Annotated in this window: 16 protein-coding genes; 3 read left to right on the forward strand and 13 right to left on the reverse strand. The window is 44.3% G+C overall.

Annotated elements, in window-relative coordinates:
* Positions 1-18: 18 nt before the first annotated feature.
* From DK188_RS11590 to DK188_RS11600, 3 genes are all read left to right on the forward strand, one after another.
* Positions 19-1,380 carry a Gfo/Idh/MocA family oxidoreductase gene (locus DK188_RS11590; RefSeq protein WP_111670993.1) on the forward strand — a complete coding sequence of 454 codons (1,362 nt, stop codon included), beginning with the start codon at positions 19-21 and terminating at the stop codon, positions 1,378-1,380.
* Positions 1,381-1,392: 12 nt separating this feature from the next.
* Positions 1,393-2,475, forward strand: coding sequence for a DUF6807 domain-containing protein (locus DK188_RS11595; RefSeq protein WP_232825720.1), 1,083 nt, complete (start codon positions 1,393-1,395; stop codon positions 2,473-2,475).
* A gap of 108 nt (positions 2,476-2,583) precedes the next feature.
* Positions 2,584-4,221: an FAD-dependent oxidoreductase gene (locus DK188_RS11600; protein WP_111670994.1), complete on the forward strand. Its 1,638-nt coding sequence runs from the start codon at positions 2,584-2,586 to the stop codon at positions 4,219-4,221.
* A 12-nt stretch (positions 4,222-4,233) separates the two neighbouring features.
* Here DK188_RS11600 and DK188_RS11605 read toward each other — a convergent pair whose 3' ends face one another.
* From DK188_RS11605 to DK188_RS11665, 13 genes are all read right to left on the reverse strand, one after another.
* Positions 4,234-4,866: a hypothetical protein gene (locus DK188_RS11605; protein ID WP_111670995.1), complete on the reverse strand. Its 633-nt coding sequence runs from the start codon at positions 4,864-4,866 to the stop codon at positions 4,234-4,236.
* Between the two features lie 29 nt (positions 4,867-4,895).
* The gene (locus DK188_RS11610) at positions 4,896-5,594 is read right to left on the reverse strand and encodes an HAD family hydrolase (protein ID WP_111670996.1); all 699 of its coding nucleotides are present in this window, start codon (positions 5,592-5,594) and stop codon (positions 4,896-4,898) included.
* An 84-nt stretch (positions 5,595-5,678) separates the two neighbouring features.
* Complete coding sequence (locus tag DK188_RS11615) at positions 5,679-6,596, reverse strand: alpha/beta hydrolase (RefSeq protein WP_111670997.1); 918 nt, start codon at positions 6,594-6,596, stop codon at positions 5,679-5,681.
* 32 nt (positions 6,597-6,628) lie between these two features.
* On the reverse strand, positions 6,629-6,967 hold the full coding sequence (locus DK188_RS11620) for an L-rhamnose mutarotase (protein ID WP_111670998.1): 339 nt from the start codon (positions 6,965-6,967) through the stop codon (positions 6,629-6,631).
* A 302-nt stretch (positions 6,968-7,269) separates the two neighbouring features.
* The gene (fucP, locus tag DK188_RS11625; RefSeq protein ID WP_111670999.1) at positions 7,270-8,583 is read right to left on the reverse strand and encodes an L-fucose:H+ symporter permease; all 1,314 of its coding nucleotides are present in this window, start codon (positions 8,581-8,583) and stop codon (positions 7,270-7,272) included.
* A gap of 10 nt (positions 8,584-8,593) precedes the next feature.
* Positions 8,594-9,364 carry an L-fucose dehydrogenase gene (locus DK188_RS11630; RefSeq protein WP_111671000.1) on the reverse strand — a complete coding sequence of 257 codons (771 nt, stop codon included), beginning with the start codon at positions 9,362-9,364 and terminating at the stop codon, positions 8,594-8,596.
* A gap of 142 nt (positions 9,365-9,506) precedes the next feature.
* Entirely contained in the window at positions 9,507-10,331 is an 825-nt protein-coding gene (locus DK188_RS11635) for an amidohydrolase family protein (RefSeq protein WP_111671001.1), read from the reverse strand.
* Positions 10,328-11,191, reverse strand: a complete 864-nt coding sequence (locus DK188_RS11640; RefSeq protein ID WP_111671002.1) for a fumarylacetoacetate hydrolase family protein — start codon at positions 11,189-11,191, stop codon at positions 10,328-10,330. Before DK188_RS11640 ends, DK188_RS11635 begins: the two co-directional genes overlap by 4 nt.
* A gap of 138 nt (positions 11,192-11,329) precedes the next feature.
* Positions 11,330-12,088: an SDR family NAD(P)-dependent oxidoreductase gene (locus tag DK188_RS11645; protein ID WP_111671003.1), complete on the reverse strand. Its 759-nt coding sequence runs from the start codon at positions 12,086-12,088 to the stop codon at positions 11,330-11,332.
* A gap of 247 nt (positions 12,089-12,335) precedes the next feature.
* The gene (locus DK188_RS11650; RefSeq protein ID WP_111671004.1) at positions 12,336-13,364 is read right to left on the reverse strand and encodes a PAS domain S-box protein; all 1,029 of its coding nucleotides are present in this window, start codon (positions 13,362-13,364) and stop codon (positions 12,336-12,338) included.
* A gap of 5 nt (positions 13,365-13,369) precedes the next feature.
* Positions 13,370-13,804, reverse strand: coding sequence for a response regulator (locus tag DK188_RS11655; RefSeq protein ID WP_111671005.1), 435 nt, complete (start codon positions 13,802-13,804; stop codon positions 13,370-13,372).
* Complete coding sequence (locus tag DK188_RS11660) at positions 13,797-15,782, reverse strand: ATP-binding protein (protein ID WP_111671006.1); 1,986 nt, start codon at positions 15,780-15,782, stop codon at positions 13,797-13,799. Before DK188_RS11660 ends, DK188_RS11655 begins: the two co-directional genes overlap by 8 nt.
* A gap of 8 nt (positions 15,783-15,790) precedes the next feature.
* A complete protein-coding gene (locus tag DK188_RS11665; protein WP_198673009.1) occupies positions 15,791-20,098 on the reverse strand; it encodes a PAS domain-containing protein in 4,308 nt (1,435 codons plus the stop codon).
* Positions 20,099-20,178 lie beyond the last annotated feature (80 nt).

Consider the following 20,178-nt stretch of genomic DNA (forward strand, 5'->3'; position numbering starts at 1 on the left):
TAAAAACCCCAAAATACCATGAACAACGACAATTCAAGAAGAGACTTTCTCAAAAAGTCAGCGCTCACTACTGCCGGCCTCAGCCTTGGTGCCATGGCATTTTCTCCAAAAAGTTACAGCCGAATAATCGGTGCCAATGATCGTGTCAATGTCGGCATTGTAGGCTTTTCAGACCGCTGCAGGGGAGCATTAGTTCCAGCCATGCAGATTCATGCCAAGGAAATGAACTTCCAGTTTACGGCAGTATCCGATATCTGGAGCAGAAGAAGGGATGAAGCGGTGGCTTTTGTCAAAGAGAAGACCGGATTGACCATCGCAACTGCCCGAAACAATGAGGAGCTTTACGACCGTAAGGACGTAGACGCAGTAATCATCAGTACAGCCGATTTTCAGCATGCTTTGCATTGCAAGGAAGCCGTGGAAGCAGGAAGAGATGCTTATGTGGAAAAGCCTTTTGCAGAAACCATGGCCGATAACCGAGCCGCCAAAGAGGCGGTGCTCCGTACCGGAAAAATCGTGCAGGTAGGTTCGCAGCGCCGCAGTGGGATCAACTATCACCAAGCGCATGACTTTATCAAGGCGGGGAAATTCGGTGATATCGTGGCCGTTGAGATGACTTGGAATGTCAATCAACCTGGAAGATGGAGACGAGCAGAGCTTGCCAGTCAGATTCGGAAAGAGGATACAGACTGGGACCGCTATCAGATGAACCGGCCCAAAGCCGAATGGGATCCAAGGAAATACCTTGAATTCCGATTGTTCTGGCCTTATTCTTCAGGTATTCCGGGACAATGGATGGCGCATCAGATCGATACCGTTCATTGGTTTACAGACCTGCCTCACCCGAGAAGTGTGGCTGCCAATGGTGGGATTTATCTCTGGAAAGACGGTCGGCAAAATTTTGATACCATGACTGCTGTCTTCGACTATGGACCACTCAATGACCAGAGCAAAGGCTTTCAAGTCATTTATTCTTCCCGATTTACCAATTCTGCTGGAGGCACCAAGGAAATCTATTACTCCAATGCTGGCGAACTGAATCTGGATACCAATATGATCTCTCCCAATGGTGGCCTTCGGGAAAATCAAGCCAGAGGCATGGGTATGAAGGAGAATCTACTTCCTGAGATGGCCTTGGGTGAAGCTGTAAAAGTGGAAACCGGAGCCAATACCGGAGCAGATGACATGACTTCCGCTCACATGCGCAATTGGATGGAGTGCATCCGAACCCGGAAGAAGCCCAATGCTGACGTGATGGCCGGTTACAATCACTCCATCGCCAATATCATGACTACAGCGGCCCTACGGACTGGGCAGTTTGTGACTTTCGATGAAGAAAAGCAAGAAGTCCTTGCAGGTGGAAAAGTATTCCAATACTAAACTGAATTTGCCATGTATCATAAAATAAAGACCAGCTCTTGGGCTGGTCTGGTTTTAATAGCTTTAGGATTTTCTGCTTGTTCAGGTGGAAATGAAACTCATGATTCGGATGAAATGGAAAAGGAAAGCGCTGTGACTTTGCTGAGAAAGGATGGGGAAAGAAAAGTGGAGGTATTGGTTGATGGAAAGCTTTTTACCAGTTATCTATATCCTGAGACCCTAGCCAAACCCGTCCTTTACCCTATTAAATCTGCTCAGGGAAATGATCTGACCAGAGGTTTTCCTCTCGAGCCTAGAGCAGGTGAGCGTGTTGATCATCCCCATCATATCGGGATTTGGTTTAACTATGGCGATGTCAATGGTCTGGATTTTTGGAATAATTCCGATGCAATTCCAGAGGATAAGAAAAGCGGCTATGGATCCATTGTCCATACAGAAATCCTGAGTACCAAAGAAAGTAGGGAAGGGGCTGAGTTGGAAGTAGCTGCCGATTGGGTGGCTCCTGATGGACGAATCCTGCTCAAAGAGACTACCCAGTTTGTCTTTAGTGCAGAAGGGGATAAGCGAGTGATCGATCGAATTACGACCCTTACTGCGCATGGACAGGAAGTTTCATTTACCGATAACAAAGAAGGAATGCTTGGAATCCGGGTGGCTAGAGAATTGGAGCATCCCTCAAACAAACCAGAAATCTTCACCGATGCGAGTGGTATCGCTACGGCCGTTCCGACTTTGAATAATGATGGGGTGACTGGCATGTATCGAAGCAGCGAAGGAATCGAAGGCGATGATGTCTGGGGAACCCGCGGAAAATGGGTCAATCTTTCCGGAGAAATTAATGGAGAAAAGCTTTCCTTGGCTATCGTGGATCATTCCCAAAACCCGGGCTATCCTACCTATTGGCATGCCAGAGGTTATGGTCTTTTTGCTGCCAATACCCTAGGGCAGAAAGCTCTGAGCGCTGGCAGAGAAGAGTTAAACTTCAAATTGGCTGACGGAGAATCAGTGACTTTCCGATATCGAATCTTGGTCAATTCTGGATCTGCTCTGACCGATGAAGCCTTGAATCAGGAAGCTGAGGACTTTGGGAAATGATCAATGGGCAATGATCAATTATCAATGGGCAATAATCAATGTTCAAGTAATGGTATCCAATAACCTTTAACCCTTAACCTTTAACCCTTAAACCCATACCATCTCTTCATGCGGATAATTTTTTCCCTTTTTCTCAGTTTTCTTATTTTCTCCTGCAGCAAGCCAAGTGAGCCAGTTTTCCAAGCTGATATCATCATCTATGGCGGGACATCGGCAGGGATTACTGCAGCTGTTCAGGCTAAGAAGATGGGTAAGTCAGTGATTGTGGTATCTCCGGATGTGCATCTAGGAGGATTATCCTCGGGAGGTTTGGGTTTCACAGATACTGGAAATAAGGCAGTGATTGGTGGTTTGGCAAGGGAGTTTTACCATCGGGTGTATCTACACTACGAGCAGGATTCGGCCTGGAAGTGGCAAAAGCGGGAGGAATATGGAAATAAGGGACAGGGCACTCCGGCAATTGATGGTGACAATCGAACGATGTGGATCTTTGAACCCCATGTAGCTGAGCAGATTTTTGAGGATTTTGTCAAAGAAAATCAATTGGAAATCCATCGGGACGAATGGCTTGACCGGGATTCAGGAATCACAAAGAAAGAAGGGAAAATCACTGAAATCAGAACCCTTTCCGGAAAAACATATCAGGGTAAAGTCTTTATTGACGCTACCTATGAAGGAGATCTGATGGCTGCTGCGGGAGTTTCTTACCATGTTGGCCGGGAGTCAAATTCTGTCTATGGGGAAACATGGAATGGGGTGCAGGTGGGAGTTTACCAGCACAGACACTATTTTATGGATTCAATTTCAGCGTATCGCGTCGCTGGAGATTCTTCCTCCGGCCTATTGCCAGAGATATCGGCTGAGCCTCCAGGACAAAATGGGGAAGGGGATGGCAGATTGCAGGCCTATAATTTCCGAATGGCGCTGAGCCGAAATCCTGACAATCGGGTACCTTTTGCGAAGCCAGAAAATTACGATCCTGCACGCTATGAGCTGTTGGGCAGAGTATATGCGGCAGGTTGGGATGAGACCTTTTGGAAGTATGACCCGATTCCCAATCTGAAGACGGATACCAATAACCATGGGCCTTTTAGCACAGATTACATTGGAAAAAACTACGATTACCCCGAGGCAAATTATACAAGACGAAAAGAAATCATCAAGGAACATGAAGACTACCAAAAGGGTCTGATGTATTTCCTTGCCAACGATCTCAGCGTACCGGAAAAAGTCAGATATGAATTGGCAAATTACGGTTTGGCAAAAGATGAGTTTGTAGACAACGGCAACTGGCCGCATCAGATCTATGTGCGTGAAGCCCGACGAATGATCGGCGCCTATGTGATGACTGAGCATGATGTATTGGGAGCTAAGGAAGTGCCCCAACCGGTAGGAATGGGCTCCTATTCCTTGGATTCACACAATACTCAGCGCTTTGTGACTCCGGGAGGCTTTGTCCAAAATGAAGGGGACATCGGAGTACACCCTGAGCAACCTTATTCGATTTCCTATGGGACTTTGGTTCCCAAAAAAGAAGAGTGTAGCAATCTCTTGGTTCCAGTCTGTGTCTCAAGTTCCCATACCGCCTTTGGTTCGATCCGGATGGAGCCGGTATTTATGATTTTGGGACAAAGCGCTGCTGCTGCGGCTGCTTTGGCGATTGATGGGAATCAAGCTGTTCAGGCGTTAGACTATGAAAAGCTGCGCCAAGTGCTTTTGGAGGAAAAGCAGGTGCTGGAGAATTAAAGTACGGGTTATTCAACTCGCCTTTATTGGTGCATTATCGCGTTTTGAGCCAAAAAGCCTGAGGGTCAGCGCCGCCAATCCAATAACCAAACAGACCCCAAACCAAAAAATGGGATCATAACTATCCCTTAGAATCCGATATCCAGCTGTAAAAGCAAAGAGTAATAACCCGGTAACTTCCCAAATCCGTCTTTTTTCTTCCCGATCAGGCTTCTCAGGAATCAGAGGAAGATTAACCAAAGTTCTTAATTCTCCCCAATGCCAAACCAATAAACCAAGGTTGGCCAACAGCATCATCCCGGTGATCACAGGAGTCAGATTGAAATCCATGGAAATGGTAATGATGAACACATTAAGGATAATCGGAAAGTTGACCACAGCACCCAGTTTGGCATACCGCTGCGTCATCAGTAAGAGTCCTGCAATCAACTGACCCCAACCCAAAAACTGCCAATACAGGCCTGTTTGGTACATCGTCTCAAAAAAGTGCATGGCAGTACCGAAATCAGCGCCTTCTTGAGGGAGTGTAGTGAATCGTCTGCCTTTGATTTTGATGATGCTGGCAAAGACAAATCCACCCCCCAGCATGTAGCGGGTATAGATGATGAAGAGTTGTGCCCAAAAGTTGGATTTGATTGAATTCATGCATGAATAATGCATTACCTATCGAAATGTTACACTGAAATTTTATGAATTACTTTAACAACTTCTGCGATTGTCTCCAGCTTATAAAACCGTTCATGCTGCACTTCGTGCTCGACCACTTCATGTGCCCAAGTGATGTGAAAGGGAATGTGAATTCCATGTCCGCCTAATTCCAATACAGGAAGGATATCAGACTTTAGACTATTGCCCAGCATAAGAAATTCTGAAGGGTGGATGTCCAGGTGCTTGATCAGTTTTTCATAGTCCGCTACCCGCTTTTCACTCATGATTTCAATGTGGTGAAAGTATTTTTCGAGACCTGACTTCCGGAGTTTGCGCTCTTGATCCACCAAATCCCCTTTGGTGGCGACGACCAGCCGGTATTCTCCATTTAGAGTCTGCAGGACTTCCTCCACACCGGGTAAGAGTTCGACGGGTTTTTCGAGCATTTCCTGCCCGATTCGGATGATTTTGTCAATGATGGAAATTGGCATTTTATGATCTGAGATCCGCAAAGCCGTCTCGACCATGGACAGCATGAATCCTTTGATCCCATAGCCATAGAGTCGGAGATTGTCGATTTCGGTGCGGTAAAGCTCCTTCATGATGGCATGTTGCGGCATAAAGTCTTCCAGCAGGCTGGCGAATTTTTCCTCCGCTTCGCGAAAAAACGGTTCGTTCACCCAAAGGGTATCGTCGGCATCGAAAGCGATTACTTTTATAGGCATGTTGTCGATTTTTTGTAATATTCATTTAGTGTCACCCTGAGCGGAGTCGAAGGGGGCTTCGACTCCGCTCAGCCTGACATACGGCTACTCCACTGTCTCATTCATCCAAGCCAGGAGGACTTCTCTCCAACCTTCCACGGCCCCTTTTCCCAATCCAAAGGCAAATCCATGTCCCCCGGAAGGATAGATGTGAAGGGAAGCCTTGACTCCGTTTTTGTGAAGGGCTTGATAGTAAAGCAGGGAGTTTTCGATTGGCACGCCTTTGTCATCCTGAGCATGTACAAGAAAGGTTGGAGGGGTTTCTCCATTCACATTCAATTGGGCTGAAAAGCGGTCTTTTAACTCTTGAGTCGCATTTTCACCAATGAGATTCTTACGCGATCCTCCATGAACAGCATCATCTTGAAAGGTAATTACCGGATAAACCAATACCGAGAAATCAGGGCGGGCAGAAAGCACATCAATAGCATCTTTTGTTCGGGCTACTTCATGATTGTATTGGGTACTGATGGTGGAGGCTAAATGCCCTCCGGCTGAGAATCCCATCACACCGACCTTTGCTGGGTCAATGTTCCATGATTCAGCATTTTGTCGGACCAATCGGACGGCCCGCTGTGCATCCATGAGCGGAACCTCCTTGGGATCTGTCAAGGATTTGGAAATGGGAAGTCGGTATTTAACCACTATTCCCGCTATTCCCTGCGCATTGAGCCATTTGGCAAAGTCCGTTCCTTCCCAGTCATAGGCGAGGATTCCATATCCTCCTCCCGGAAATATGACTACAGCTTTGCCTGTTGCGATCTGCTTTGCTGGGAGATACACTTCGATGGTTGGAATCTGCACATTGGCGATCCGAATAATGCCTTCTTGTCTCACATCCTCCTGCAGGTCCATGGCGGTCTGTAGGGGAGGAGTACCTTCCCAAAGTGGAAGCGTATGCGATTGTCCAAAAGCCATTGTTGCGATGAGGATAAATACGAAGGTTAGAATGGGGTTTTTCATAGGTTGTGGGTTGAAAATCTCAAATCTCAAATTCACTCTACTTTGAATTCAAATAGTTTTTCTGTTAAAGCCCAGCGCCAATTTTGGGGAGTGCCGGGAAGGTTGGTTTGGTACTGTCCTAAAAAGGCTTCCCATTCCTGCACCTTCGGATTAGCTTGATCCAAAGCCGCTTTGCGTTCAAAGCTAAATTTTTCATCTCCTACCAGTATCATGCTGAGTCGGTTTCGCCAGCGGTAGATGCTCATTTGGAGGACTCCCGCCGTTCTGATGCTTTCCAGAATTTCAGGAGCCACTGCCTTGTGGCAATCCACGTAGGCCTGAATCGCTTCTGGTTCGTCTTTGAGGTCGCAGATCAAGAGAAAAGTTTGCATGGTGTTCTAATCTTCGAAATTCAATATTCGACATTCGGTATTCGAAATTAAAATAATGAATATCGAATGATGAATTAGTAAATCTTCAAATTTTCCAATCTTCAAATCTTTTAATAATGAACATCGAATGATGAATATCGAATGATGAAGTTGAATTTACCTTTCGACTATACTGATACCAATCATTCAATCTTCCAATAATAAATATCGAATGATGAATTAGTAAATCTTCCAATTTTTCAATTTTCCAATCCATTAATAATGAACATCGAATGATGAATTTCGAATGATGAAGTTGAGGTTTAACCCAAACTGTTATTTCTAACACGTACAGCAAACAACCACACCATAAAGAAACAAGTCAAGGGAAGGAAAAAGGAGAAATTCACCTCGGGAACGCCAAGAATCAATACATCCGTGTAGCCTTTTCCTCCCCAGTCCAATATCATCCCCTGGAGTGTAGGCATGATGGCACCACCGACTATTGCCATGACCAAATAGGCGGCTGCAAACTTGGAATCTTCTCCAAGTCCTTCCAATGCGATGCCATAGATAGTTGGAAACATCAGTGACATCGCAAAACTGATCAGCACCAAACTGTAAAGTCCGGGCATTCCTGGAAGGAAAATAGCCCCCAAGGTAAAGATCATCGCAAGGCAACTGAAAATCACCAAGAGCTTACGTGGAGCTACCTTTCGCATCAAAAAGGTACAAATCCAGCGTCCAAGCAAGAAAATCCCCAGTGAGGTGTAGGCATAGTTCACCGCATCATAGGTCGTGATACCAATGGATTCGGCATATTGGTAGATATACGTCCAAACCATGATCTGTGCACCGACATAAAACATCTGGGCAAGTGTACCTTCGACAAAGTTCCGGTTTTTAAGTAAACGCTTCATCGTAGGACCAAAATTGACTTTGCCGCTGGAATCCTTGCTTTCCGGCATTTTGACCACTAAAATCACCAAGAAGATCCCGATTACAACAAGACCAAGCATCACATAGGGATTGCGGATGACCATCAGGTCATTGGTTCGGATGACTGCTTTGGCTGCTTCATCCAGAGTGTCAAAGATCAGGTTTCCATTTTCGTCGGTATTGTTGGATTGGAGGGCATTGAGGATAAAAGTTTTGGCAACAAAAAGTCCTGCTAAAGCTCCCATGGGGTTAAAAGCCTGGGCTAAATTCAGTCGTTGCGTTGCTGTGGACTCAGGACCCATGGATAGGATATAAGGATTTGCGGTTGTTTCCAAAAATGCCAGTCCAAATGTCAAAATGTAGAGTGAAGCGAGGAAGAATCCATAGCTTTCCCAAGCTGCTGCTGGGTAAAACAAGCAAGCGCCAAAAGCATAAAGTCCAAGGCCTAGGAGCACTCCAGTCTTGTACGAGTATTTTTTGATGAAAAATGCAGCGGGAAGCGCCATCGTAAAATAGCCGCCATAAAAGGCCAATTGGACCCAGGAAGCTTGAGTATTGTTCAGTTCCAAAACCCGCTTGAAGGCAGCGACCATGGGATTCGTGATGTCATTGGCAAAACCCCAAAGGGCAAAAAGCGACGTGACGAGGATAAAGGGGATAAGGAGGTTTTTGGGTACTAAGGCAGGTTTTTGGGTCATGGGTTAGGTGTCAAAGAGCTCGGTCAAGATGGGTATAGCCACCGTCAACATAGAGATGCTGTCCGGTGATATGGGAGGCTTTTTCTGAAAGTAGAAAAATTGCCATCGCTGCGATTTCCTCTGCTCGTGTCATTCGATTTCCCAATGGAATCCGTGAATTGATCTCAGCCAGCTTTTCTTCCGGATTAGGAAAAGACTGGATCCAGCTTTCGTACATGGGTGTGAATACTTCTGCTGGCAGAATGGCATTGACCCGAATCTGATAGGGTAGGAGTTCGACTGCCCATTCCCGGGTCAGGGCAAGTTGGGCTCCTTTGGCAGCTATGTATCCTGAGGTCCCCCCCTGACCAGTGACTGCGGTCTTTGAGGAGATATTGACAATCGCACCTTTGCTTGCTTTCAGGTAGCTCAACGCAAAATGGGCCAAATAGTAATAGTGGAAGAGGTTTTTGGAAACTGAATTGGCGAAGGCTTCAGGCGAACCGTTTTCCAGACCCACACCATCATTAGCCCCGGCATTGTTGACCAAACCATCGATTCGTCCGAGAGAATCCACAGTTTTTTGGATGGCTAGTCGGGCATCCTCCTCGGTGGACAATCGGATGGGAATATGAAGTGCCCTACCTTGGGCTATCTTCAGGATTTCATTTGCCTCCTTTTCCGAGGGATCAATAATGACAGGAATGGCACCCTCCTCAATCAATCCCCGGGAAATAGCACCTCCGATTCCTTTGGCACCTCCGGAAATCAGGATGACTTTGTCTTGTAGGTTCAGGTTCATTATTAATGTTCAGTCTCAGTGTTCAGAATTCAGTTTGTATGGCTGAGTGAAGTCGAAGCCCAATTAGCGTATCTGCCCTTCGACTTCGAGACTCCCGTCTCTCAGGTGATCAGGGTGATACGGGATTCACCTTTTATCCTATTCAAATCTTATAAAACTCAGCCGCAGTTTCTCCCATGATTCTGGCTTTTTCTGAGGCGGAAAGTGAGTCTGTAAATTCTTCAATCACTCCCCAAAATCGCTCATATTCTCCAGCCAGCAGACAGACAGGCCAATCACTTCCATACATCAATCGACTTGGTCCAAATAAGTCGAGCGCAATTTCCAAATAGGGTACTAGCTGGGCTGGAGTCCAAGTATTCCAATCAGCCTCTGTGATCATGCCGGAAAGTTTGCAATAAACCAATTCGCGCTCAGCTAATGGAGCTATGGCTTTTTTCCAGTCTTTCCATTCTCCATCCTTGATAGATGGCTTTGCCAAATGATCGATGACAAACCGCTGATTTGGACACTTTTTTACTAGGTCCAAAGAAGCTTGTAGGTGATTGGGGAATATCAATATGTCATAAGGATATCCCCGCTCCCCGATTTTGTGAATTCCACGAATAAACGTATCCTGCAGCATGTACTGTGGATCTCTGGACTGGAGCACTTCACGGAACCCTACCAGTTTGGCCTTTTCGGAATACTGATCGAGTATTTCGTCCAGGCTATCGCTTTTCAAATCTACCCAGCCTACTACACCAAGTATCCACTCGTGCTGGTCTGCCAAATCAAGGAGAAAATCGGTTTCACGAAGGCTTTCATCAGCCTGTACAGCGATACAGCCATCCATTTTGGCATCCTGAAGCAGGGGATAAAGATCTGCAGCTCGGAAATTTCGACGGATTCGGTTCATCTCAGGACTAATCCAGTCCTGTTTTTTGGGATCATACTCCCAGAAATGCTGATGACAGTCCAGTCTCATGCCTCGGGATCTTTCATGGCTACCTGCCGTGAAATGCCAAGTCCTTCTATGCCCAATTCAATCGTATCTCCGTGCTCCAAATAGCGAGGTGTGGGTTTTAGACCCATACCAACTCCTGCTGGGGTGCCCGTAGAGATCACATCCCCCGGTAGTAAGGTCATGTATTGACTGAGGTGGGAAACGATCGTAGGGATATCAAAAATCAAGTCCGAGGTATTGCTGTCTTGGAGGATCTTGCCGTTTAATTTTAACCAAAGTCTCAAATTGTGTGGATCAGGGATTTCATCTTTGGTAGCCAGGATTGGTCCTAGCGGTGCAAAGTGATCCGCACTTTTACCTTTGACCCATTGGCCTCCATGCCGGAGCTGAAAGTCACGCTCACTGACATCATTGTGTAAGCAGTAGCCCGCTATGAACTCGTTGGCATTTTCAGGGCTGACGTATTTTGCCCGCTTGCCTATCACCACTGCAAGCTCTACTTCCCAGTCAGTTTGAACGGAGTTTCGTGGGATGTAAATCGGATCAAATGGACCGCAAAGCGAAGAAGTGGCTTTCATGAAAATGATAGGAACTTCAGGTACAGCCATGCCGGCTTCCTCCGCATGTTTGCGGTAGTTGAGTCCAATGCAGATGATTTTGGACGGTCTGGCAATGGGAGATCCTATTCGGGCGTTGGCAGGGACTTCAGTGAGATTTGACTGATTCACTGCGAGCCATTGTTCCAATCGAGCCAGTCCATTATTGGTGAAAAAGGCCTCATTCCAGTCTTCTCCGAATGCTGAACAATCCAGATTTTGGCCTGATTTGTTTTGTATTCCTGGCTTTTCACTCCCAGGGTCTCCAAATCTTATGAGTTTCATTATGTTGGTTATTTAGGATAATAGGATGATGAATTTTAATAAGAAGGGCTTTGGATGCGTCTTTAATTTCGAATATCAAATTTCGAATGTCGAACTCCGAATGATGAATATCGAACGGAATGGCGAAATCCGGAATCGTCACATTTTCAGCCCCATAAATCCCCCGTCAATATTGAAATTGGATCCCGTGATAAATCCTCCAGCTTCCGAACTGATAAAATAGGCCAGTTCGGCAATTTCCTCAGGAGTTCCCATGCGACCGATAGGTTGGGTGGCTGCGAGTTTATCAAACATTTCTTTTTCCTGTCCGGGGTAGTTTTTTGCCAAAAAACCGTCTACAAACGGAGTATGAACCCTGCCCGGTGAAAGACAGTTGCAGCGGATTCCATCTGCCACATAATCCCGGGCCACACTCAGTGTCATGGATAGCGTAGCTCCCTTTGTCATGCTGTAGGCAAATCGATCCGGGATCCCTATGGTAGCCGCTACTGAGCACATGTTTAGGATGGAGCCACCACCATTTTCTTTCAATTTGGGAAGAGCGGCCTTGATGCAGTTAAACATCCCTTTGACATTGACTTGAAATAGTCTGTCGAAGTCAGCCTCAGAGGTGTTTTCAACCTTACCGATATGGGATATGCCTGCATTGTTGATCAGGACGTCAAGTTTGCCGGGAATATGCTGGATGAGCCTTTGCACTTCATCGAAGGAGGCGATACTCCCTTCCAGAAATTTCACAGATAATCCTTTCTCATGCTCTTCGATCTGGAGTTTGGTTCCTTCGGTATGATTGGTGTCAATAAAAAAGACGTGACATCCCTCGGAAGCGAATTTTCTAACCATTGCAAGGCCTATTCCGCTTGCGCCTCCGGTGATTAGGATATTCTTCGACTGCATGTTTTTAATAGATAGGAGTGAATACTTTGAGATTCCCCCTCAAATTGAATCAATTGGAAAATGAAAAAAAGATAAGAGGTATACCACCTGAATCAATTCGAAGAGCCTGTGAATTTGGCGATAAGATATGGGTTTTTCAAAAAAATCGACAATTGGAGTGTGTTAATTGGATGATTGGTGATGTATTCCCTTCACGAACTATGGGGATTGTGTTGGAATGGAATTTTATCCCAGCAACCAAAGGAATTCAGGGTTCAAGCTTTTGGGTTGATACGATTTTTTCAAGCTTTTTGCTGATTTCCCGTACGATTTGATCCAATTCTTCAGCTGAACTGGTGATATGCTCGATGAGATTTAAGCCATCTTGGGTAGCATTTGGAAGATCAGTTTCCATGAGATTGACCAGTCCAATCAGTCGGGCTAAAGGTGCCCGCATCACATGGGATTGGATCCAAGCGATTTCCCGAAAGGTTTGGTTTTGCTTTTCGATGGTATCCACATATTTCAGGCGGTCAGTGATGTCATTGACCAAGACCAGAATGGTTTCTTTTTCATTAAAAATCAGAGGACTGATGGTAGCTTCCACAAAGATCAGATCCCCGTTTTTCTTTCTATGGCGAAAGATATTGTTAGGATTGAGCATCAGGCCATTCCGGACGTTGGAGATAAATTCCTCGGTCTGTAACCTGTCCTCGGGAGGCCGGATGTCATGAATTTTCATTTTCAAAAATTCCTCTTGGCTGTACCCATAATGTGCAATTGCGGCCTGATTGATATTCAGAAAGCAAAATGTTTCCAAATCATAAAGCCACATGGGCAATGGACTTAATTGAAAGAGATCGCTGTATCGCTTTTCTGACTTTTGGATTTGGTCAACGTACTTACTTCGCTGAATGGCATATATGACGCTTTTGTAAAGAATAATTGGCGTCAATTCGTCTTTGAGCAGGTAATCTGAAATACCCAATCCGAGAGATTTGATACTGAAATCCAAGTCAGAAAAACCCGTAAGCGCTACTACTGGGGTACCGATAGCTAAATCCAATACCCCTATGATTAACTTTTCTCCAGAAAGGTCAGGCAGGGAAAGATCCAGAAAAATCAGGTCAAAATCATGAGCCTGATCTTTCAATAGATTTTTTGCAGATTGGAAGGTATCTACACGGGTGAGTTGGGGATCAAAAATGTATTCATTCAAGTATTCTTCGATGAGGATAAAATCACCCAGATTATCCTCAATTATTAAAATATGATAGGATTTTTGGTCCTTCCGCATAAAAATCAGTTAGTGGGCAATTTGGCGATACTGAACCAAAATTGCTCGATTTTATTGGTAATAGTCATAAAATCAGCTACCTCAAGAGGTTTGATTATATAGGAATTTGCATGGGCCTGATAGGCTTTTAATATGTCGATCTCTGAGGCTGAAGTCGTCAGAATGATGATGGGAATATGCCGGAGGTCGGGATGGTTTTTGGCGCTTTGCAGAACTTCATGCCCATTCTTTTTAGGCAGATTGATATCCAAGAGGATCAAATGAGGCATTTCATGTTTGTTTTTGACCGTACAATCCATCAAGAAATTCAATGCGTCACTTCCGTTTCTCAGTACTTTCACCTCATTCTTTACCCTGCATTCCGACAATGCTTCCGTGGTCAGAATGATATCGCCTTCGTTATCCTCTACAAGTAGGATTTTTATAGCTTGATTATCCATATTTCTTCAATTTAAATAAAAATTTGCTTCCAACGCCAATTTCGGATTCCGCCCAGATTTTGCCTCCATGTTGGGTTACGATTTTGCGACAGGTAGCTAAGCCCATTCCAGTTCCAGGATATTTTTCTTTGGGATGGAGCCTCTTCAATATGCCAAATATATGATCTAGGTATTGTGCTTCTATACCTATTCCGTTGTCTTCGATACAAAATTCTAAAAAATCTTCATGGACCTTTCCTGATACTTTGATGATCAGTTCTTTATCCTTATTTCTGTACTTGATTGCATTGCCGATTAAATTTTGGAAAAGGATCTGAATGGGGGTTTTGATACCCATAATGTCTGGCAGGTCCCCCAAAATCAGTTGGGCGTTTGACTCTCTTATCAGGTCAGATTTCAGGTCTAGAACTTCCCGCAGCAAAGCTTTGGTGTCAATTTTTTCGATGTTATCGACATCGAAGCCTACCTTGGAATATTCCAAAAGATCATTGATCAGGTTGGTCAGGCGTTTTGCTCCATCTATAGCAAAATCGATGTATTGATGGGCCTTTTCGTCCAGTTCAGGTTTGTATTTTTTGTCCAGAAGTGACATAAAAGAACTGATCATCCGGAGTGGCTCGCGCATATCATGCGAAGCCAGAAAGGCAAAAGCTTTTAATTCTTCATTGGCATTGGCCAAGCTTTGATTGGCCTCCATCAGTTCGATTTCTATTTTTTTGCGCTTGCTGATATCCTGTGTAGCTCCGATCATTCGAATGGCTTTGCCTGATTCATCTCTCAGGATATATCCCTTGTCATTGATATAGGTATAGTTTCCATCAGCCTTACGAATCCGAAACTCTTTTTCCCAAAACTGCTCCTTTCCTTGTAGGGTTTCTTCCAGATTTTGCGTGACCCCTTCAATGTCTTGGGGATGGATGATGGTTTTGAAAAACTCCGTTGAGTTTATGTCTTCGAGCTTACTATAGCCCAGTGAATGGAAAAATAGATCAGAGCGGTAAATTTTATCCCTGTCAATATTCCAGTCCCAGATGACATCCGAAGTAGCTCTGGTGGCAAGTTCAAATCGCTCATTGATTTGGAGAAGCTCTTTGGATTGCTCGGCTACTTTTTTCCGAAGAAGGGCTGGCTGTCGGGCCATATTCCAAGCCACTAGACCTAAGGCAATGGATAAGATAATCCGGAGCGAGATGGCAAATAAACCTTCAAGGAACGCTGTACTTTTATTGAGTTGAACAGAAAGTGTCCAGTCCCCCATGTCTATCTGGCTGCTTGCCAAAAAACCGGATGGTTGTACACTTTGGTCCGTTGGTATGTAGGTTTCGATCTCACCTGGATTTGGATGTGTCTTTGAAAGTTTAACTGTGAACTTCTGCTCGGCTCCTTCCTTGAGTTCATTTTCCACAAATATTTCTGCGGGATCGATCTTTACAGCTGCGAAGCCTTTGAGTTGCCCATTTTCAAAAAGCGGATATCGGCCTACAATACCGATTCCTCCTTGCCTGAGATTGAGTGGTCCCGAAAAGAATACGTCTCTTCTCCGAATTGCTTCCCGTACTCCTTCTCCGTTGATTGGATCAGAAAGTACATCAAAGTTGATTACAGATTCATTTCCAGCAAGGGGATAGACAGCGACGATCGTTCCGCTATCGAGGTATTGAATAAGGTCAATCAGGGGATTGCTATCCAGAATTTGCTTTCCGATTTTATCGAATTGAGGAATGATATTTTCTTCATTTTGCGCAAAAAATCCCAATGTTTTAGAAGCGGATACGCCATTATTCAGAGCAGCATAGAATCTATTCTCCAGTTCATTGAGTTTGAAAATAACTTCTTCCCGTTCGAGTGAGAGTCTTAGCTGAAACTCTGTAAAGGACAGGTACATGGTAAGAGCCAAACTCAGGAAAAACACAAACCAGCCGGTCGTTCGAGGACTAGCCGAAAACCGATTTTTTATCCAGTCCTTGATTTTTTTCATGGCCTTCCTTATTTATTTTTCAATGTGAAATAAAAAGTACTGCCTGCTCCTAGGCTAGATTCTACCCAAATTTTTCCCCCATGGAATTCAATAATTTTCTTGCAAAGGGATAATCCGATCCCCGATCCGGAAAACTGTTCCTTGAGATGGAGTCGTTGGAAAATAATGAAAATCCGATCATGATATTCAGGATCTATACCGATGCCATTATCCCTGACCGAAAACCTGCATTCAGACCCCAATTGCTCACCTTCTATCCAAACTTCCGGGACATTATCTGTGGATTGGTACTTGAGCCCATTGGAGATTAGATTTTGAAAAACCTGAATGATCTGACTCGGATGACAAAGGATGTCAGGAAGGGAACCTACATGGATGATTGCCCTTTTTTCTTTTATCAATTTTCCATTCAAGATTAAAACTTCTTGAATCAAGTCCTGGGTTTTCGTCTGAACCTTTAGTCCTGTAGTATTTCCCAGTCTGGAAAATTCCAGCAGATCCAGAATGATTTCTTTCATTCTGCGTGCGCCATCTACAGCGAAGTGGATGTACTGGTGACCTTTTTCATCCAGCACTTCTGAATATTTTCGCTGGATCAATCCCAGAAAGCTGGAAATCATCCGCAAAGGCTCCTGCAAATCGTGTGAGGCAACATAGGCAAATTGCTCCAGTTCTTTATTGGAAGTTTCTAGTTTATTGTTTGTTTGGGCGAGTTGGGAGTTTAGGGTTTTTAGCGATTCCTCATAAGATTTTCGGGAGGTAATATCCTGAATCGCACCCACTACCCGGGTCGCTTTTCCTGATTTATCCCGGAGAATGGTTCCCTTGTCCAACAAGTATTTGACCTCTCCATCTTTTTTGACGAAACGATATTCAGCTTCAAAAAATGTTTTTTGAGGATCTGCCAAGGTCTCTAGGTAGAGATTAATTATCCGATCTTGATCATCGGGATGGATATTGTCTTTCCATCGATCATAGTTGTCATGAGTGCCTGAGATGTCCTCCCCAAAAAGTACATTAAAACCTTCTCCCCAGTAATGCTCTCCAGTCAGGATATTCCAATCCCAAATGGCGTCATGGGAGGCAAGTGAGATTAATCTGAACCGTTCGTTGAATTCCTGAATTTGCCTTTCGGATGATTTACGCTGGGAGATATCACGGATAATCACAGATAACCCACCTGTGCTTGGGTAGACAGTCACTTCAAGCCATGCTTTGACCCAAGGATCGTAGGTCTCAAAATTCATAGTCCTCTGTTCTCTGAAAACTATCTCGTAAGCAGACTGAAACTGCTCATTGACAATCTCTACAAAATCCCACAAATTCTTCCCCAGAATGAGCTCACGCTTGATTCCGGTTAATTTTTCTACGACGTTATTCCAATAAGTCACCCGGTAGTTGGTATCGATCGCATAGAATGAGTCACCAATACTCTCCACAAGAGAATCCCGGGTATCTAAAGCTTCCCTAATCTTGTCCAAATTCTCTTTTCGATCAATCGCAAGGGATAAATTGGTCGTGACTGATGCCAAAAAGCTGATTTCATCTTCTGACCAAGTTCGGTCGGAGGTACAGTCATCAAATCCAATGAATCCATAGAAGAAATCATTGACAAAAATGGGCATCAGAATGATGGATTTGATGTTCTGCTCTTCCAAAATTTCCCTTAGTGTACCTTCGGAGTTTTTGGTATTGATAAAAAACGGTCTGCCTCTGAGGATTTCATTCAATGTAATGGGGTAATCCTCAAGAGAAATTGCCTGATAGTCCGGATTATCTATTTCAGAACTTACTTGCCCATTAGTCCACTCAAAGATTTGCTGGGTGTACGCTTTACCTGTATCTGGATCATTGAAATTTTTGAAGAAATAGACCCGATCCACTCCGGCAGTTTCGCCCATGAGTTGAAGAGAGGAGGGGAGTAGTTTATCCCATTCCTCAGTTTCAAAAAATGACTGGGTTATGTGCGAAATAGCTGAAATTAAGCTTGTCTTCTTTTGAAGTTCCAGCTCTTTTTCTTTTTCCAAGCTGATATCTTTCAAGCTTCCTACCATTCGGGTAGGTGTACCTTTATTGTCACGAATGATGATGATGTTTTCCTTGACAAAGGTGTAGGTCCCATCAAACTTCTGAAAGCGGTATTCTCCAGACCACTTTTGCAGGGTTTTATCCTTTCTGGTTTTTTGGATAGAAGTCCAGATGGCAGGTAAATCCTCTGGATGGATTTTTTCTTTCCAGAGACTGGGGGATACATTTTCCATATCTGCAGGATACCCAAAGAGCCTTTGGTAGCCTTTGCCCCAGAAAATTGAGTTTTGGGTAAGATCCCAGTCCCAAATCGCATCGGAAACGGTCTGAGCGGCCAAGTGAAAACGTTCGTTACTTACCCTGAGCGAATGATCTGCCCAGTAGGCATCTGTGTCATCCATCACAGTGGAGATCATTAGGTTTTGATCAAAAAGCGGGATGTTTTTAGCAGTAATGATTCTTTTTTCACCGTTTTGTGTCACGATAGGAATGTGCTTCCATACCATTCGCTCAGGGTCTCTGCTTTGGATATCTGATAAAATTTGAGAACTGATAAATGCATGAAATTCAGGATCTGGGTAAATTTTTTCCAGAAAGGTGGATATCTCTCTGATATCATCGGCTGGCCATCCGTAGATTTCTGCAAAAGCCGGGTTGATGTAAGTGGCTTCGCCTGTCTGAATATTATTTACAGCTAAGCCGGTCGGTAGGTGTTGGAGTAAAGTTTCGATGAACTGATTTCGCTCAATGAGCTGTTTTTCATAGTTTTTCTCGACCGTAATGTCCTGTACCGTTCCCCGGAAATTGATCCTGCCCGATTTGGGATCAGTTTCCAATTCTCCTTTCTCAAACACCCATTTGATCTCTCCTGATGGTAAAATTATTCGATGGACTGCATCGAGAGGCGCTATTCCATTAATTGCACGAGTATGATGTTTGAAAAATTCCTCTTTGTCATCTGGATGGAAGGTGTTTAAAAACTCATCAAAATTAGGATCAAACGCATTGGGATCTACTCCCCAAATGGCGTACACTTCATCTGACCAATAAATCTTGTTCGTCTGAATGTTTAATTCCCAATAGCCAAGTTTTCCAATTTTTTGAGCTAAATGGAGTCGGTCCAGGAGCTCTTGGGTTCGCTGCTCATCCTCGACTTGTCTCGTGATATTCAGCGAATAGCAGCCAACGGCCACTATTTGGTCTTCGTCATAGATAGGTTTGAAGTGAATCTGTAAATAATCCTCAGATTTCAGGTGGGTTGCCTTTCTTTTGACAGAAAATGATTCACCAGTGAATGCACGGTCGTAGTGATTCTTGAAATCCTGGATAAATTCTGTAGGCAATGGGGTGCCAAAAATCAAATTATCTCCAGGCTGGATTTCCCAGTTACCGATCTCTTTGATTGCCTTGATGAACCTGTTGTTGGCCGTGAGGAGCTTGTAATCTCGGTCCAAGGCCCAAATAGTCTCCGGCGAGGAGTCCAGAATGATGGCAAGTTTTTGACGATCTTCTCTAAGGCGTTTTTTGGTTTGAAGCAGTTGGGTAACATCTCTGGCCACAGCAAATACTGTTCTGGTGTCTTTGTCCAGGGTGGCTGACCAGTTTAGATTGATTACTGCACCATCCTTTTTGATGTATCTATTTTGAAAGCCAGAAATGGGATTTCCTTGGAGGATTCGCTTCCGGCTTTCCACCGTGAATTCATAATCTTCCGGGTGAACCAGATCACGGAAGGACTTGCCAATCAGCTCTTCAGGAGTGTAACCTAATATCTGGAAGCATGACTTGGATGTTTGTTTGAAATAGCCTTCTTCGTCAACTATAAAAATGAGATCCTGTGTTGTCTTTAAGATGTTATCTAATTGGAGGTTTGTCTTTGTCAATTCCTCCTCTTTCAGTTTCTCTTCTGTGATATCCTTTATTACCCCTAATAATCTAAGTGGATTATTACTTTCATCCAAATCAACAAGGCCTTCGGAAACTACATGTTTTATATCTCCATTGGGGTGTCGGAGTCGTTTTTCGATTTTAAATGAATTGCCTGATTGTAGTGCCTCAAAATATTGAGATTCGGTACGCGCTACATCCTCTGGATGGATACAGGAGATCAATAGGTCCATGGAGGGAATGGCGCTGGAAGGATCCAATCCCAGAATGACATAGAGGTTTTTAGACCAAAAACTTTGACCGGAGGTAAAATCGATCTCCCAATGCCCGATTTTTCCGAGAGCTTCTACCCGCTCCAGTAGGCTATTCGTTTTCTCCAAGGCACCTGACTTAGATTTCATCCATTTAATTTGATCTTTTGGGTAATCAGAGTTCATTTAATAAGAGAAATAAGAATGACCTAATGTACTTCTTTTGGAGA

It is taken from the genome of Algoriphagus litoralis (assembly GCF_003259255.1).
GTDB classification, from domain to species: Bacteria; Bacteroidota; Bacteroidia; order Cytophagales; family Cyclobacteriaceae; genus Algoriphagus; species Algoriphagus litoralis.

Bases quoted from the DNA above. Each gene is read 5' to 3' on its own strand.
- DK188_RS11595 (WP_232825720.1), top strand. From the start codon at position 1,393: ATGTATCATAAAATAAAGACCAGCTCTTGGGCTGGTCTGGTTTTAATA.
- DK188_RS11610 (WP_111670996.1), bottom strand. From the start codon at position 5,594: ATGCCTATAAAAGTAATCGCTTTCGATGCCGACGATACCCTTTGGGTG.
- DK188_RS11640 (WP_111671002.1), bottom strand. From the start codon at position 11,191: ATGAAACTCATAAGATTTGGAGACCCTGGGAGTGAAAAGCCAGGAATA.
- DK188_RS11660 (WP_111671006.1), bottom strand. From the start codon at position 15,782: ATGAAAAAAATCAAGGACTGGATAAAAAATCGGTTTTCGGCTAGTCCT.
- fucP (WP_111670999.1), bottom strand. From the start codon at position 8,583: ATGACCCAAAAACCTGCCTTAGTACCCAAAAACCTCCTTATCCCCTTT.
- DK188_RS11590 (WP_111670993.1), top strand. From the start codon at position 19: ATGAACAACGACAATTCAAGAAGAGACTTTCTCAAAAAGTCAGCGCTC.
- DK188_RS11615 (WP_111670997.1), bottom strand. From the start codon at position 6,596: ATGAAAAACCCCATTCTAACCTTCGTATTTATCCTCATCGCAACAATG.
- DK188_RS11620 (WP_111670998.1), bottom strand. From the start codon at position 6,967: ATGCAAACTTTTCTCTTGATCTGCGACCTCAAAGACGAACCAGAAGCG.
- DK188_RS11650 (WP_111671004.1), bottom strand. From the start codon at position 13,364: ATGCGGAAGGACCAAAAATCCTATCATATTTTAATAATTGAGGATAAT.
- DK188_RS11605 (WP_111670995.1), bottom strand. From the start codon at position 4,866: ATGAATTCAATCAAATCCAACTTTTGGGCACAACTCTTCATCATCTAT.
- DK188_RS11635 (WP_111671001.1), bottom strand. From the start codon at position 10,331: ATGAGACTGGACTGTCATCAGCATTTCTGGGAGTATGATCCCAAAAAA.
- DK188_RS11655 (WP_111671005.1), bottom strand. From the start codon at position 13,804: ATGGATAATCAAGCTATAAAAATCCTACTTGTAGAGGATAACGAAGGC.
- DK188_RS11600 (WP_111670994.1), top strand. From the start codon at position 2,584: ATGCGGATAATTTTTTCCCTTTTTCTCAGTTTTCTTATTTTCTCCTGC.
- DK188_RS11630 (WP_111671000.1), bottom strand. From the start codon at position 9,364: ATGAACCTGAACCTACAAGACAAAGTCATCCTGATTTCCGGAGGTGCC.
- DK188_RS11645 (WP_111671003.1), bottom strand. From the start codon at position 12,088: ATGCAGTCGAAGAATATCCTAATCACCGGAGGCGCAAGCGGAATAGGC.
- DK188_RS11665 (WP_198673009.1), bottom strand. From the start codon at position 20,098: ATGAAATCTAAGTCAGGTGCCTTGGAGAAAACGAATAGCCTACTGGAG.